The 14208-nt window shown below is 56.3% G+C and carries 16 protein-coding genes; 10 read left to right on the forward strand and 6 right to left on the reverse strand.

Annotated features, from left to right (window positions below; genetic code table 11):
* Positions 1–75: 75 nt before the first annotated feature.
* Complete coding sequence (gene sapB / locus ACVKSX_RS02930) at positions 76–1041, reverse strand: putrescine export ABC transporter permease SapB (protein WP_010244573.1); 966 nt, start codon at positions 1039–1041, stop codon at positions 76–78.
* A complete protein-coding gene (gene sapA / locus ACVKSX_RS02935) occupies positions 1042–2664 on the reverse strand; it encodes an ABC transporter substrate-binding protein SapA (RefSeq protein ID WP_064691354.1) in 1623 nt (540 codons plus the stop codon).
* Positions 2665–2835: 171 nt separating this feature from the next.
* Here sapA and ACVKSX_RS02940 point away from each other — a divergent pair, with 171 nt between their 5' ends.
* Positions 2836–3027, forward strand: coding sequence for a hypothetical protein (locus tag ACVKSX_RS02940; protein ID WP_354438318.1), 192 nt, complete (start codon positions 2836–2838; stop codon positions 3025–3027).
* Between the two features lie 146 nt (positions 3028–3173).
* On the forward strand, positions 3174–4409 hold the full coding sequence (locus tag ACVKSX_RS02945; protein WP_346451098.1) for an MFS transporter: 1236 nt from the start codon (positions 3174–3176) through the stop codon (positions 4407–4409).
* Between the two features lie 92 nt (positions 4410–4501).
* Here the strand turns inward: ACVKSX_RS02945 and pspF are convergent, their stop codons facing one another.
* Positions 4502–5503, reverse strand: a complete 1002-nt coding sequence (gene pspF / locus ACVKSX_RS02950; RefSeq protein WP_010670227.1) for a phage shock protein operon transcriptional activator — start codon at positions 5501–5503, stop codon at positions 4502–4504.
* A gap of 164 nt (positions 5504–5667) precedes the next feature.
* Between pspF and pspA the strand changes: the two genes are divergently transcribed.
* The 6 genes from pspA to ACVKSX_RS02980 all read left to right on the forward strand — a co-directional run bounded on the left by pspA (position 5668) and on the right by ACVKSX_RS02980 (position 9689).
* The gene (gene pspA, locus ACVKSX_RS02955; RefSeq protein ID WP_010244588.1) at positions 5668–6333 is read left to right on the forward strand and encodes a phage shock protein PspA; all 666 of its coding nucleotides are present in this window, start codon (positions 5668–5670) and stop codon (positions 6331–6333) included.
* 35 nt (positions 6334–6368) lie between these two features.
* A complete protein-coding gene (gene pspB / locus ACVKSX_RS02960) occupies positions 6369–6596 on the forward strand; it encodes an envelope stress response membrane protein PspB (protein WP_010244592.1) in 228 nt (75 codons plus the stop codon).
* Positions 6593–6943 (forward strand): envelope stress response membrane protein PspC, encoded by a 351-nt coding sequence (pspC, locus tag ACVKSX_RS02965; RefSeq protein WP_354438319.1) that lies wholly within the window; start codon positions 6593–6595, stop codon positions 6941–6943. Before pspB ends, pspC begins: the two co-directional genes overlap by 4 nt.
* A gap of 61 nt (positions 6944–7004) precedes the next feature.
* The gene (pspD, locus tag ACVKSX_RS02970) at positions 7005–7253 is read left to right on the forward strand and encodes a phage shock protein PspD (RefSeq protein WP_010670225.1); all 249 of its coding nucleotides are present in this window, start codon (positions 7005–7007) and stop codon (positions 7251–7253) included.
* The gene (locus ACVKSX_RS02975; RefSeq protein WP_010244602.1) at positions 7234–8631 is read left to right on the forward strand and encodes a YcjX family GTP-binding protein; all 1398 of its coding nucleotides are present in this window, start codon (positions 7234–7236) and stop codon (positions 8629–8631) included. Before pspD ends, ACVKSX_RS02975 begins: the two co-directional genes overlap by 20 nt.
* Positions 8628–9689: a YcjF family protein gene (locus ACVKSX_RS02980; RefSeq protein ID WP_122888835.1), complete on the forward strand. Its 1062-nt coding sequence runs from the start codon at positions 8628–8630 to the stop codon at positions 9687–9689. Before ACVKSX_RS02975 ends, ACVKSX_RS02980 begins: the two co-directional genes overlap by 4 nt.
* 43 nt (positions 9690–9732) lie before the next feature.
* Here ACVKSX_RS02980 and ACVKSX_RS02985 read toward each other — a convergent pair whose 3' ends face one another.
* Positions 9733–9945, reverse strand: coding sequence for a hypothetical protein (locus tag ACVKSX_RS02985; protein ID WP_132498702.1), 213 nt, complete (start codon positions 9943–9945; stop codon positions 9733–9735).
* 80 nt (positions 9946–10025) lie between these two features.
* On the opposite strand from ACVKSX_RS02985, the gene tyrR reads away from it, so the two are divergent.
* Positions 10026–11591, forward strand: a complete 1566-nt coding sequence (tyrR, locus tag ACVKSX_RS02990; protein WP_031591537.1) for a transcriptional regulator TyrR — start codon at positions 10026–10028, stop codon at positions 11589–11591.
* Positions 11592–11881: 290 nt separating this feature from the next.
* Here tyrR and tpx read toward each other — a convergent pair whose 3' ends face one another.
* Positions 11882–12385 (reverse strand): thiol peroxidase, encoded by a 504-nt coding sequence (gene tpx, locus ACVKSX_RS02995; RefSeq protein ID WP_010244619.1) that lies wholly within the window; start codon positions 12383–12385, stop codon positions 11882–11884.
* A gap of 146 nt (positions 12386–12531) precedes the next feature.
* Between tpx and ycjG the strand changes: the two genes are divergently transcribed.
* The gene (gene ycjG, locus ACVKSX_RS03000; RefSeq protein ID WP_342605893.1) at positions 12532–13515 is read left to right on the forward strand and encodes an L-Ala-D/L-Glu epimerase; all 984 of its coding nucleotides are present in this window, start codon (positions 12532–12534) and stop codon (positions 13513–13515) included.
* On the opposite strand, the gene mpaA is transcribed toward ycjG, so the two are convergent.
* Positions 13490–14197 carry a murein tripeptide amidase MpaA gene (mpaA, locus tag ACVKSX_RS03005; RefSeq protein ID WP_158131665.1) on the reverse strand — a complete coding sequence of 236 codons (708 nt, stop codon included), beginning with the start codon at positions 14195–14197 and terminating at the stop codon, positions 13490–13492. The genes ycjG and mpaA overlap by 26 nt on opposite strands.
* Positions 14198–14208 lie beyond the last annotated feature (11 nt).

The raw sequence follows: 14208 nt of genomic DNA on the forward strand, positions 1-14208 counted from the left end.
ATACCTGCTTTCAGCACGACTTCTGAAAGACAATATCCATATGTATATTTTGTGTTTGCCTTAGCGCCCTGAGCGTTAGCGCAGGGCATACCATTCCTTATGTTTCAGCGGGTTCATGGCCGCACCAATCACGTCAGAAATCACATTTACCAGAATCACCAGCCCGCCAATCACCATCACGCCAGCGGAGATCGCCGCGTAATCCTGCTGGCGAATCGCGTTGATCAGCCAGCGCCCCAGACCCGGCCAGTTAAAGACCATCTCGGTGATCATCGCCAGCGTCAGCATGGTGGAAAATTGCAGACCCAGACGCGGGATCACCGGCGGCAGCGCATTATGCAGCACGTGGCGGCGGATCACGGTAAACGGCGAAAGACCCCGCGTGGCCGCCGCTTTGACATAATTTTTGTCCATCACGTCGCTGGTGCTGTTGCGCAGCAGGCGGATGACTTCCGTCGTCGGTGCCATCGCCAGCACCAGCACAGGTAAAATCAGGTGGTTCAGGACGCTGATTATCATCTCATGTCGCCAGGGCGAAGGACTCATCCAGGCATCAATCAGCGCAAAGCCAGTGACACTCTGCACCGGATAGAGCAGGTCGTGACGACCGGACACCGGCAGCCAGCCCAGCGTCAGCGAGAAGAACAGCGTAAGCAGCAGCGCCAGCCAGAAAATTGGCGCAGAAAAGCCAATCAGCGCCAGTGCACTGATGGTTTTGTCCTGCCATTTATTGCGCATCACGCCGGCACAGATCCCCAGCGGGATCCCGACCAGCAGCGCGAACAGAAACGCCAGGATGCACAACTCCATGGTGGCCGGGAAAACCTCACGCAGTTGCAGGCCAATCTCCTGACCGTTGGTGCTGGAGACGCCGAAATCAAACTGCAGCATCCCTTTAAACCAGAACCACCAGGCGTCCGAGAGCGCCGCGCCTTCCAGCGGGGCGTCAGGCGTAAAGTAGCTCAGGCTGAAGCTCACCAGCGACAGCAGAAACAGGGTTATGATCAGTAGCAGCAGGCGCCGCAAAATATAGATAATCACTTACTTTTCCTTATCGCTTTCACGATAAACCCCGGCAAACGAGGCGTTGCCAAATGGACTCAGGACCAGCCCTTTAATATCATGACGAAACGCCTGCAGTCGCAGAGAGGATGCCAGCGGCAGCACCGGCAACTCCTGCGCCAGAATCTGCTGCGCTTTGTCATAACTGTCGATGCGGCCAGAGAGTTGTTGTGATAACAGCGCATTCTGCAGCGTTTCGTCAAAGGCCGGCGAGCACCAGTGCGCGTAATTGGTCTGCGAGCGAATCGCCGCACAACTGAGCAGCGGCCGGAAGAAACTGTCTGGATCATTACTGTCGGTGGCCCAGCCTGACAGTGTCAGATCATGATTCATCGCCATCAGCTGCGCCTCCTGAAAACGCCCCTCTACCGGCACAATGGTCAGCCGGACGCCAACCTGCGCCAGATCCGCCTGCAACAGTTCGGCGGTTTTCAGCGGGCTGGGATTCCACGACTGCGACGCGGCAGGCACCACCAGCCGCAGATGCAGATCGCTGATGCCCAGAGCCGCCAGCGCGGCACGGGACTTCTCCGGATCATAGCTGGTGATGCGCGCATCATTATCATATGCCCATGAGGCGCGAGGTAATATCGAGGCGGCGGTTTCGGCGGTGCCGTAATAGATTGACTCCATCAACCGCTCATTGTTGATCGCCAGCGCCAGCGCGTGACGCACCTCAGGGCGGTCGAGCGGCGGCTTGCGGGTATTAAAGGCCAGATAGGCGATGTTCATGCCGGGACGCAGCGTCATCCGCAGGCGCGGGTCATCGCGCAGGATGGTGAGCTGGCTGGCCGCGGGATAGGCAAGCACGTCACATTCACCGGTCAGAAGCTTGGAAAGCCGCCCGGTGCCGCCCGAGCCGAGATCGATCACCGCCTGTTGCAGACGCGGCACCCCTTTCCAGTAGTGAGGATTGCGCGCCAGGCGGATGTACTGACCGGTGCGGTATTCGCTGAGCTGATAAGGACCGGTGCCAACCGGTTGTCTGTCCATCTCTTCCTGCCGGCCCTGCGCGGTAAGCTGGTCGGCATACTCTTTCGACAGCACTGGTGCATAGTGGGTCGCCATGTGCCACAGGAACGACGCATCCGGGCTGTTTAACCTGAACTCAACCGTCCTGTTATCGATTTTCTTCACGCTCTGCACGGAGTCTGAAAATTGCAGACTGTCAAAGTAGGGATAGTTGCCGCCATTGACGTTGTGCCAGGGGTGATTGCGGTCAAACATCCGGGCGAAGCTGAACACGACATCGTCGGCGTTCAGCGCCCGGGTGGGGCGGAACTGATTCGTCTGCTGAAACTGCACGCCGCTGCGCAGATGAAAGCGATACGTTGCGCCGTTATCGCGCACTTCCCAGCTGGACGCCAGATCGGGCTTGAGACGATAGGTGTAAGGATCGACATCCAGCAGGCGGTCATAGAGTTGTGCCGCCAGCGTATCGACAGTCAGCCCGCTGCTGGCCATCTGCGGATTAAAGGTGTTCAGCGTGCCGCTGACGCAATAGACGAAGCCGGTCTGGCGGATATCACCCGCAGGCGCTGACCACGCAGGGGCACTCAACACGCTGAGACTTAGCAACAGCGAACATAATAGTTTTGACATAGAACTCAACGATTTTGAGGCATTAAACAGAGTGTATCGCAAAGCGGGCATTGTCCCAAAACCTGCAACCGCTGCCAGACTGATTTTCATCATCGCGGCGGTAAAAAGAGCGTACAGAAGGTGTGGTAATGAGAAAAATTCTCAATAACTTGTTTACAGATGATAATAAGAATGATTATTATTCATCTGCGCTTCGACGGTAGCTCTGCCGAAGAAGAGCACGACATTGCTCACATTGCTTCCAGTATCGTTGCCCGCCTGTTGGCGGGCTTTTTTTTGGTTTTTATAGAGTGGCATGCCTGCCTGGACGGGGAAGGGAAAGCTGCTGAAAGAGCCGGCGCTTTGAATGCGGTGTGGCGATGAAAAAACGGGAGAGAAAAGTGAGTTAATGATGATGTTATCTCTGCTGGCCTCCCGTTTAGCTAAGCGGGTCCTGAATTAAACCGCACTTAACTATTACAAAAACGCAGGTACTATAAGCTCATCTTCTGGTCACCCACTTCCTGGCAATGAATAAATTCCAAAAAAACGTTCAGGCTTTTCAGCATACATCCTTTCGCTATCTCTTTTTTGGACGCCTGTTCACCGTGCTGGGCAATGGGATTGCACCCATTGCGCTGGCTTTTGCGGTACTGGATATTGGCGGGTCTGCTTCTGATTTAGGGATAGTGGTTGCGTCCCGTTCACTGTGTAACGTGCTTTTCCTGCTGGTGGGCGGTGTTGTCGCCGATCGCTACTCACGCAGTCGGGTATTAGTTTCATCGGCAGTAGTTGCCGCTGTTTCTCAGGCTATCGTCGCCTGGTCTGTACTCGATGGCTCAGCAACTGTCATTAGCCTGACTTTGCTGGGTGCCCTGAATGGTGCGGCGGCAGGCATCGCACTGCCTGCATCGTCTGCGCTGGTTCCGCAGGTAGTTCCTGCAACGGATTTGCGTCAGGCTAACGCGTTAATTCAGCTGGGTATTTATGGCGGTACGGTAATGGGGGCATCGATGGGGGGAATTATCACCAGCGCTGTCGGGCCGGGCTGGGGGCTGGCAATTGATGCGCTGGGTTTTGCTGTTTCCGCGCCGCTCTATTTCCTGATCCGTGTGAAATCGAATAAAGCCGCGGCTTCGCAAGGCAATATCCTGCTCGATATCAAAGAAGGCTGGGCAGAGTTCGCCGGACGAAGCTGGATTTGGTCGATAGTCCTTCAGTTCGCCATTATCAACGTCGCGTTCAATGGAATTGTAGAGGTATTTGGCCCGATGATTGCTGACGCCTCTTTCGGGCGGGCGCGATGGGGAATTATTGTGGCTGCTCATAGCGTAGGTTTAATTGCAGGTTCATTTCTGGCCATGAAATGGCATCCACGTCGTGACCTTCTGATTGGCGCGATGCTGGCGGGTCTTTGCGCACTTCCAATATTTATGCTGAGCCAGGATGCGTCAGCAGCACTGCTGATAGTGGGATTCTTCATTGCTGGCATGTCATTGGGCCTGTTCGGCGTAACCTGGGCGCACTCATTACAGACTCATATCCCACCGGATAAGCTGGCTCGCGTGTACGCTTATGATGCGATGGGTTCCTTTATCGCCATTCCCTTTGGACAACTGGTCGCGGGTCCGCTGGCAACACACTTTGGTATGAGTGCTGTATTGCTGATGTCAGCGCTGGCCGTGGTGATGGCTACCGCTGGCGTCGGTCTGGTTCCTGCCATCAGGCAACCTGAAAAAATGGGGGCTAAGTCGCACAACACATAATGGATAGGTGGCTCAACGTGAAAAACAGCCCGGTTTATACCGTGTTGTTAATTCACAAAGCAGAGAAAAATCATAGGTTGGGGCGGCGTTAATTAACTCTCTGCTTTTATATCGTGCTTCTTCATCATTGCGCGCAACTGATGATAGGTGACGCCTAATAAGCCAGCCGCACGGCGTTGGTTATAACGTGCCTGTTGCAGGCTGGCTTCCACCAGATCCCGCTCCTGCTGATTCTGCCATTGACGCAGATCCAGCGGCAGGGCAGGCAGCGCGCTGCTATCCGCCTCCTGACTGGTCCGGATGACAGCAATCGGTTCAGGGCGTGAAGCAAACGGGTTGATAATCACATTATCCAGAGGCTGCTCGCTGCTGTTATGACGATAGACCGAGCGCTCCACCACATTTTTAAGTTCGCGAACGTTGCCGGGCCAGTGGTAATCAAGCAGAGCCTGCTGTGCCCGTGGGGTAAAGCCGGGAAAAAGTAACAGGCCGAGCTCGCGACACATCTGGATAGCGAAATGATCGGCCATCACCAGTATATCGCTGCGTCGTTCGCGCAGTGGCGGTAACTGCACCACATCAAAGGCCAGACGATCCAGCAAATCGGCGCGGAATTTTCCCGCTGCCGCCAGCGCGGGCAGGTCTTCGTTGGTCGCACAGACCAGTCGCACATTTACCTGCAGGGAGTGATTGCCGCCGACCCGCTCCAGCTGTCCATATTCAATTACCCTGAGCAGCTTTTCCTGAACCAGCATCGGTGCCGTTGCCAGCTCATCCAGGAACAGCGTGCCGCCGTCAGCACGCTCAAAACGGCCAAGATGGCGCTTCTGCGCGCCGGTAAAGGCGCCAGCCTCATGACCAAACAGTTCAGAATCGAGCAGATTTTCATTCAGCGCGGCACAGTTCAGCGAGATAAACGGCCCCTGCCAGCGGTCAGAGAGATAGTGCAGTCGGCTGGCGATCAGCTCTTTGCCCGTTCCACGCTCACCAATCACCAGTACCGGTTTCTCAAGGGGAGCCAGTTTGGAAACCTGCTCCAGCACCTCAAGAAAATTGTTCGACTCTCCCAGGAGATTATCGCTAGTGCCTGTCATGATGAATTTCGCCACCCCTTAATCATTTTGACTATCTTAAAACAAGCGGGAAGGGCTGTAAAATTTAAAATATGATAAAAATCAATAAATTATAAAATTGGCACGCATTTTGTATTAACTCAGCAGGACTTCACGTTTTAAAACATTAAAAGAGGAACATCATTATGGGTATTTTTTCTCGTTTCGCCGACATCGTTAATGCCAACATTAATTCCCTGCTGGAGCGTGCGGAAGATCCGCAGAAACTGGTCCGGCTGATGATTCAGGAAATGGAAGACACCTTAGTTGAAGTGCGCTCCACCTCTGCACGCGCACTGGCTGAAAAGAAACAGTTGTCACGCCGTATTGATCAGGCGGAGATTCAGCAGGCTGAGTGGCAGGAAAAAGCGGAGCTGGCGCTGCGCAAAGATAAAGATGATCTGGCCCGTTCGGCGCTGATTGAAAAACAGAAACTGACCGATCTTATCGCCTCCCTGAAACAGGAAGTGGGTCATGTTGAAGAGACGCTGGAGCGCATGAAAGGCGAAATCAGCGAGCTGGAGAAAAAACTGAGTGAGACACGTGCCCGCCAGCAGGCGTTGACGCTGCGTCATCAGGCGGCCTCTTCATCACGCGATGTTCGTCGTCAGCTGGACAGCGGTAAGATCGATGAAGCAATGGCACGGTTTGAATCTTTTGAACGTCGCATCGACCATATGGAAGCGGAAGCAGAAAGCCACGGTTTTGGTAAACCAAAGACGCTGAACCAGGAGTTCACTGACCTGAAAGCGGACGATGAAATCAGCGAGCAGCTTAATGCGCTGAAAGCCAAAATGAACCGCAGTGAGTAATCATCGACGTTGCGATAAGTGATTAAGGAGAGTCAATGAGCGCACTTTTTTTCGCCATACCGTTAACGATCTTCGTGTTGTTTGTCGCACCGATCTGGTTATGGCTGCATTACAACAACAAACGCAACGGCGGTTCGGAACTGTCGCAAAGCGAAATCCAGCGCCTGCAGCGCGTGACCCAGGACGCGCAGCGGATGCGCGAACGTATTGACGCGCTGGAAGCGATTCTGGACGCCGAACATCCAAACTGGAGGCAGCCATGATTAAAGGACGCAAGTTGTGGCGCAAGCCAGATGACGGGAAATTTATGGGTGTCTGCGCAGGCCTGGCAGAGTATCTCGATATTCCGGTTCGTCTGCTGCGTGTCATCGTGGTGTTATCGCTGTTCTTTGGCCTGTTTCTCTTTACGGTGATCGCCTACTTTGTGCTGGGTTTTGTGCTGGATGTGAAACCCGCCTCTGCCTCCCAGACTGAGCGCCAGCCCAGCGCCAGTGAACTGCTGGATCAGCTGGAGAGCACCCTGCAACGGGATGAGCGTAGCGTGCGCGACCTGGAACGCTATGTGACGTCTGAAACCTTCAGCGTGCGCAGCCGCTTCCGCCAGATTTGATTCTGCTACTGTTATTGCCGGGCCTGTTTCAGGCCCGTTCGCTCACTCAATGGAGGTGTTGATGTCTTTTTCGCGATCCACTGCTTTTCGTCACCGCGCGGCACCTGCATTGAAGTCGGCCGCTAAATTCATCATTATTAATGCTGTTACCTACGGTCCCGCCGGTGTCACTGGCTGGGCAGTGAAATCGGTAGCGCGACGCCCGTTACGTCTGCTGCTGGCTGTGGCGCTTGAGCCATTGCTGAAACGCGTGATGAACCGGGTGGCATCGCGCTTCATCAGGGAGAAAGATGAAAAGACTGCAAACTGAATTGATGGCGTTGATGAACCGTGGCGTTGATCGCCACCTGCGGCTGGCGGTAACCGGATTAAGCCGCAGCGGCAAAACCGCCTTTATCACCTCACTGGTTAATCAGCTTTTAACCGTTCACAGCGGCGCGCGTTTGCCGCTGTTTTCCGTGGTGCGGGATGAGCGCCTGTTAGGCGTAAAGCGGGTACCCCAGCGTGACATGGGCACGGCCCGTTTCACCTATGACGAAGGGCTGGCACAGCTCTACAGCACGCCGCCTGCCTGGCCCACACCCACCCGCGGCGTCAGCGAAATGCGACTGGCGCTGCGTTATCGTCCCAATGATTCGCTGCTGCGTCACCTGAAAGAGACTGCGACACTCTATCTGGAGATTGTCGACTATCCCGGCGAATGGCTGCTGGATCTGCCGATGCTGGCGCAGGATTATCTCGCCTGGTCCCGGCAGATGAACGGTCTGCTGCAGGGCGATCGTGCTGAGTGGGCAAAGCCCTGGCGAACCCTCTGCGAAAAACTCGACCCGCTTGCACCCGCCGATGAAACCCAGCTGGCAGAGATTGCCGCTGCCTGGACCGACTATCTGCATCGCTGTAAATCTGAAGGCTTACACTTTATTCAGCCCGGTCGCTTCGTGCTGCCTGGCGATATGGCAGGCGCCCCCGCGCTGCAGTTCTTCCCCTGGCCGACGGCTGATGAAGCGCAACTCACTAAGCTGGCACAGGCGGACAAGGGCAGTAACTTCAGCATGCTGCAGCAGCGGTTTAACTACTACTGTCAGCATGTGGTGAAAGGTTTCTATAAAAATCATTTCCTGCGTTTTGACCGCCAGATTGTGCTGGTTGACTGCCTGCAACCACTTAACAGCGGACCCCAGGCGTTTAACGATATGCGGCTGGCACTGACGCAGCTGATGCAGAGTTTTCATTACGGTCAGCGAACCCTGTTTCGTCGGCTCTTTTCACCGGTAATCGACAAATTGCTGTTTGCCGCCACCAAGGCCGATCACATCACCAGCGATCAGCACGGCAATATGGTGTCACTGTTGCAGCAGCTGGTGCAGGATGCCTGGCAGAACGCGGCGTTTGAGGGGATTAGCATGGATTGCATCGGGCTGGCGTCGGTGCAGGCGACGCAGAGCGGGCTGGTCGATCACCGGGGCGAGAAGATCCCGGCCCTGCGCGGAAACCGGCTGGATGATGGTGAGCCGCTCACCGTCTATCCGGGTGAAGTCCCGCCGCGTCTGCCCGGTAATGCCTTCTGGCAGCAGCAGGGTTTTCAGTTTGAACAGTTCCGGCCGCAGCAGCTTGACGTCGATCGCCCGCTGCCACATATCCGCATGGATGCCGCGCTGGAATTTTTATTGGGAGATAAATTGCGATGAGTGATCCGCTGAAGCCGCGTATCGATTTTGCCCGTCCGCTGGATGAGAACAGCGCCACGCCGCTGCGCCCGGCACAGACTTTTGAAGCGGAAGCGCAGGCGGCGTTTCTGGCGGTACAGGATGAAGAAGTCGCTGTCGAAGAGGAGGGCGCAGGCGAACGGGCGGTGGAGGCTGCGCTGAAACCTAAGCGCAGCCTGTGGCGCAAACTGGTGACCGCTGGCGTGCTGCTGTTTGGCGTCAGCGTGATTGCGCAGGGTGTCCAGTGGACACATGACGCCTGGCTGGCCCGCGACTGGTTTTCACTGGGCAGCGGCGTGGCGGGTGGTCTGATCGTCCTGGCGGGTGTGGGTGCGCTGACCACCGAGTGGCGTCGTCTCTATCAGCTGCGTCAGCGCGCCGAGGAACGGGATGTGGGCCGTGAGTTGCTGCACAGTCATGGCATCGGCAAAGGCCGGGCCTTCTGCGAAAAACTGGCGCAGCAGGCAGAGCTGGATCAGGCGCATCCGGCCCTGCAGCGCTGGCATGCCTCGCTGCACGAAACCCACAATGACAGTGAAATTGTCCGCTTATATGCGCAACTGGTGCAGCCGGTGCTGGATCGGCAGGCGCGGCGCGAAATCAGCCGTCATGCTGCGGAAGCCACGCTGATGATTGCGGTCAGCCCGCTGGCGCTGGTGGATATGGCGTTTATCGCCTGGCGTAATCTGCGGCTGGTCAATCGCATCGCGGCTATTTACGGCATTGAGCTGGGCTACTTCAGCCGCATCCGGCTGTTCCGTCTGGTGCTGCTCAACATGGCCTTTGCCGGGGCTTCCGAACTGGTGCGGGAAGTGGGTATGGACTGGATGTCGCAGGATATTGCCGCCCGTCTTTCCACGCGCGCCGCGCAGGGCATTGGCGCGGGTTTGCTGACTGCAAGACTGGGCATCAAAGCGATGGAGCTGTGCCGTCCACTGCCGTGGCTGGAGCAGGATAAACCACGGCTCGGCGATTTCCGTCGTGAGCTGCTGGGCCAGTTGAAAGAGGCGTTGCAGAAGGGCGGTAATAAGTCAGCCTGACGCTCTCGTGACAAATTAAAGGCGGCATTGCCGCCTTTATTCTTTAGTGTGGCTGGCGCAGCACCTGTCGGGAGTCGATGACCAGACACTCACCCCGACAGCCCGACTCATCAGTGATCACCGGATCCGCTGGCAGCGTGTAGGCCATTCCATTTTTCTCCCTGATAAAATGCGCCATCCCGGCAAACATTTGTGACCACTCATCAGGATTTTCTCGGGCAGTACAAAAGTCCGCCATACGCGTCGGAGCTGTCAACTTTTCCTGACAGATCCCTTTCTGCAGGTGCGCGACTTAGCGTATTATTGTGTTATCTGAACCTGATTAAGGCGAACGCAATGCGTCTGGAAGTGTTCTGTCAGGACCGACTCGGTCTGACGCGTGAACTGCTCGATCTGCTGGTGGCACGCAACATTGATTTACGCGGTATCGAAATCACGGCGCTGGGCCGCATCTACCTGAACTTTTCTGCACTGGAATTTGACGCCTTCAGCAATCTGATGGCTGAAATCCGGCGTACACCGGGCGTAACAGATGTGCGCACGGTAGCGTACATGCCCTCTGAACGCGAGCATCGTGCGCTGAGCGCCCTGCTGGTGGCGATGCCGGATCCGGTTTTCTCCATCGATCTGAAAAGCAAGGTTGAACTGGCTAATCCGGCCGCACAGAACCTGTTTAATCTTGATGAAGAGAAGATGCGCAACTTCAGCGCCGGTAACCTGATTAACGGCTTCAACTTCATGCGCTGGCTGGAGAGCGATCGGGTTGAAGCGCAGGCGCAGCATGTGGTCATTGAGGGCCGCGATTTTCTGATGGAAGCGCGTCCTATTTATCTGCCGGGCGAAGAGGGCCAGAACGACAGGCCAGTGGGGGCGATGGTGATGCTGAAGTCGACAGCCCGCATGGGTCGTCAGTTGCAGAATCTGGTGGTCACCGATGAATCGGAGTTTGACCATATCATTGCTGTCACGCCGAAGATGCGTCAGGTGGTGGATCAGGCGCGGAAACTGGCGATGCTCGATGCGCCTTTACTAATTGTTGGCGACACCGGCACCGGGAAAGATATGCTGGCACGTGCCTGCCATCTGCGCAGTGCCCGCGGCAAGAATCCCTTCCTGGCGCTGAACTGTGCCTCTCTGCCCGACGACGTCGCCGAAAGCGAGCTGTTTGGTCATGCCGCCGGAGCCTATCCGAATGCGCTGGAAGGTAAGAAGGGATTTTTTGAGCAGGCTAACGGCGGCTCAGTGCTGCTGGATGAGATTGGTGAGATGTCGCCGAGAATGCAGACCAAGCTGCTGCGTTTTCTCAATGATGGCACCTTCCGCCGAGTCGGTGAAGAGCATGAAGTGCATGTCAATGTCCGGGTAATCTGCGCTACGCAGAAAAACCTGATTGAGCTGGTGCAGCGCGGGGAATTCCGCGAGGATCTCTTTTACCGGCTCAATGTGCTGACGCTGCAACTGCCGCCTCTGCGCGATCGTCCGCAGGATATACTGCCGCTGACCGAGATGTTTGTTGCCCGCTTTGCGGATGAGCAGGGAATGGCGCGTCCGCGACTCTCGCCGCAGCTTAACGCTTTTCTGACCCGCTACGCCTGGCCTGGCAACGTGCGTCAGCTGAAAAATGCGCTTTATCGGGCGTTAACCCAACTGGAAGGTTACGAACTGCGTCCGCAGGATATCGTGTTGCCTGAACAGGCACTGGATGTGTCACTGGGTGATGAGGCGCTGGAAGGGACGCTGGATCAGATCACCAGCCGTTTCGAACGGTCAATTCTGACGCGACTCTATCTCTCCTATCCCAGCACCCGAAAACTGGCAAAACGGCTTGGTGTGTCGCATACGGCGATTGCGAATAAATTGCGGGAGTATGGTCTGGGGCAGAAGCGCACCGAAAGCGAATAAGGGACGGACTGCAGGTGAGAAGTGGGTAAGCTGATTATCCGTTGGATATGGTCGATAGAGTCTGGCCCATCTGGCTTTGAGGCTGAGCCTGCTCAGGGAACCGGGTCAGATCGGAAAGACGCAAAAGGCGTCATCCCTGACACGCTCGGCACGCGCCTTCCCTGGCGCGTGACGCTTTCCTCTTCTGACCCGGTTCCCTGTGCGTTGAGCTTCATCGTTGCTGCCAGAACCACCCTGATACGGGTTTGCCAGCAGTTTGAAGCGGATAACTCGGTTATCCGCTTTTTTTATTACTTCAGCGCGGTCAGCGCAGCGTCATAATCTGGCTCAGTGGTGATTTCATCAACCAGCTGGCTGTAGATCACTTTATCATTCTCATCCAGCACAATTACGGCACGTGCGGTCAGACCTTCCAGCGCACCATCGGCAATTTCCACGCCATAATCATATTTAAACTCCGAGCCGCGCAGCGTCGACAACGTCACCACGTTGTTCAGGTTTTCTGCGCCACAGAAGCGCGACTGGGCAAACGGCAGATCGGCAGAGATGCATAACACCACGGTGTTATTCAGTTCGCTTGCCGCTTGGTTGAACTTGCGCACCGATGAAGCACAGACACCGGTATCTACGCTCGGGAAAATGTTCAGAATTTTGCGTTTTCCTGCATACTCAGAGAGCGCGACGTTAACCAGGTTTTTCGCTACCAGCGTGAAAGCTTTGGCTTTATCGCCAGCCTGAGGAAACTGACCAGCAACCGGTACGGCATTACCCTGAAAATGAACAGTCTGAGACATAGTGATTCCTTTTAATGATAAAAAAGATCTGACACAAAACGGCTAAAGATAGCCGTTGTTTATGACATAAATGTTAAGGGTTTACGAGTTCAATTGTGGAATTTAACGTGGCGGTCTGCCACTGCGTCACACATTGTGGAGTGGAAATGAGAACGGTAAAAAGTTATCCCGAAGCCTGGCCGTTGCACACGCCGTTTGTCATTGCCCGTGGAACCCGGACTGAAGTCAAAGTGGTGGTGGTTGAAATTGAGCAAGACGGAGTAAAAGGCGTTGGCGAAGCGACGCCTTATGCGCGCTATGGTGAAAGCGAGGCGTCGGTGCTGGCGCAAATCGCCGCGCTGCTGCCCGCGCTGCAACAGGGCATGACGCGCGAGGCGTTACAACAGGCGCTGCCCGCCGGGGCGGCGCGCAACGCCATTGACAGCGCACTATGGGATCTCGCCTCACACCAGCAGCAGAGCAGCCTCTGGCAGCTTAGCGGCGTGACTGCACCGGAGGATGTGGTGACCGCGCAGACCGTCAGCATTGATACTCCCGAGGCGATGGCCAGCAGCGCGCTGGCGCTGTGGCAGCATGGGGCAACACTACTGAAGATTAAGCTGGATAATAATTTCATTACCGAACGGCTGATGGCGATTCGCGCCGCCGTGCCGGACGCGACCCTGATTGTGGATGCCAATGAATCCTGGCACGCTGAAGGTCTGGCGGCGCGCTGTCAGCTGCTGGCGGACATCAATGTGGCGATGCTGGAACAGCCCCTGCCAGCGGGTGAGGATGCGGCGCTGGAGAACTTTATCCATCCATTACCGATCTGCGCCGATGAGAGCTGTCACACCCGCGAAAGTCTGGCGGCACTGCGAGGTCGTTATGAGATGGTCAACATTAAGCTGGATAAAGCGGGCGGGCTGACCGAGGCGCTGGCGCTGGCCAATGCGGCTCTGCAGCAGGGTTTTGCGGTCATGCTCGGCTGCATGCTCTGCACCTCGCGGGCGATACGCGCCGCACTGCCGCTGGTGCCGCAGACCCGCTTTGCCGATCTCGACGGGCCGACCTGGCTGGCGGTGGATGCAGAACCGGCGATTAAAGTGCGCAACGGTCAGCTGATCATTGCTGCCAGCGCAGCAGATTAACCATCATCTCCAGGTAGGTTTCAGTGGCTTCATCCACTGAAATCACCGGCATTTCAGCGGTGACGCAGGGCAGGCTGAGATCTTTACACCAGCTGCCGAATGAGCCTGGTGTGTCATAACCAACGCTGCTGACCCGCGGAAGGCCGGTGTGGCTGGCCAGCCAACCACCAATCTCTGCCTGATGCGGGTCGTCAATACAGCCCAGCGGTTCATGCCATGAGACGATCCAGCGTGGTTTCAGCTGATGAATCAGCGCGCAGAGCGCCTGGGTTTCCGGTTCAGAAGCCGGATGAGTGCCGGTCGAGAGCGCCACATCACGCTCATCGGCAGCGCTGTTCCAGCGATACACCGTCTCGCCTGACTGCCAGTTCGCCGCCGGAAAGTTGCGGTTGAGATCGACGCCGTTTGCGTTCGCGCGCAGTCCGAGCTGACAGCCATCAGGATTGACCGCCAACACCACGTGGTGCCGACGCATTCCATCAGGCAGCGTCCGTAATGCGGCGGAGAGGGTGGCGATGGCCGCATTCTCATCACCGTGAGTGCCCGCCAGAATCAACCCGCTCTCGGGATCGCCCAGCGGCGCCGGAAACCAGAGCAGCGGCGCGCCCAGCACTGAGCGGCCATACTGCTGATAGGGGACGTCCAGTTTGCCGCGCAGGGGACGTGGATGGAGTGGCGACATAGTTATTTCCT

This window comes from Pantoea sp. PvP021, assembly GCF_054056055.1.

Excerpts from the sequence above, each read along its gene's own strand:
- tyrR (WP_031591537.1), top strand. The coding sequence starts at position 10,026 with ATGCGTCTGGAAGTGTTCTGTCAGGACCGACTCGGTCTGACGCGTGAA.
- pspA (WP_010244588.1), top strand. The coding sequence starts at position 5,668 with ATGGGTATTTTTTCTCGTTTCGCCGACATCGTTAATGCCAACATTAAT.
- tpx (WP_010244619.1), bottom strand. The coding sequence starts at position 12,385 with ATGTCTCAGACTGTTCATTTTCAGGGTAATGCCGTACCGGTTGCTGGT.
- sapA (WP_064691354.1), bottom strand. The coding sequence starts at position 2,664 with ATGTCAAAACTATTATGTTCGCTGTTGCTAAGTCTCAGCGTGTTGAGT.
- ACVKSX_RS02980 (WP_122888835.1), top strand. The coding sequence starts at position 8,628 with ATGAGTGATCCGCTGAAGCCGCGTATCGATTTTGCCCGTCCGCTGGAT.
- pspF (WP_010670227.1), bottom strand. The coding sequence starts at position 5,503 with ATGACAGGCACTAGCGATAATCTCCTGGGAGAGTCGAACAATTTTCTT.
- mpaA (WP_158131665.1), bottom strand. The coding sequence starts at position 14,197 with ATGTCGCCACTCCATCCACGTCCCCTGCGCGGCAAACTGGACGTCCCC.
- pspD (WP_010670225.1), top strand. The coding sequence starts at position 7,005 with ATGTCTTTTTCGCGATCCACTGCTTTTCGTCACCGCGCGGCACCTGCA.
- ycjG (WP_342605893.1), top strand. The coding sequence starts at position 12,532 with ATGAGAACGGTAAAAAGTTATCCCGAAGCCTGGCCGTTGCACACGCCG.
- ACVKSX_RS02940 (WP_354438318.1), top strand. The coding sequence starts at position 2,836 with ATGATTATTATTCATCTGCGCTTCGACGGTAGCTCTGCCGAAGAAGAG.
- pspB (WP_010244592.1), top strand. The coding sequence starts at position 6,369 with ATGAGCGCACTTTTTTTCGCCATACCGTTAACGATCTTCGTGTTGTTT.
- ACVKSX_RS02945 (WP_346451098.1), top strand. The coding sequence starts at position 3,174 with ATGAATAAATTCCAAAAAAACGTTCAGGCTTTTCAGCATACATCCTTT.
- ACVKSX_RS02975 (WP_010244602.1), top strand. The coding sequence starts at position 7,234 with ATGAAAAGACTGCAAACTGAATTGATGGCGTTGATGAACCGTGGCGTT.
- pspC (WP_354438319.1), top strand. The coding sequence starts at position 6,593 with ATGATTAAAGGACGCAAGTTGTGGCGCAAGCCAGATGACGGGAAATTT.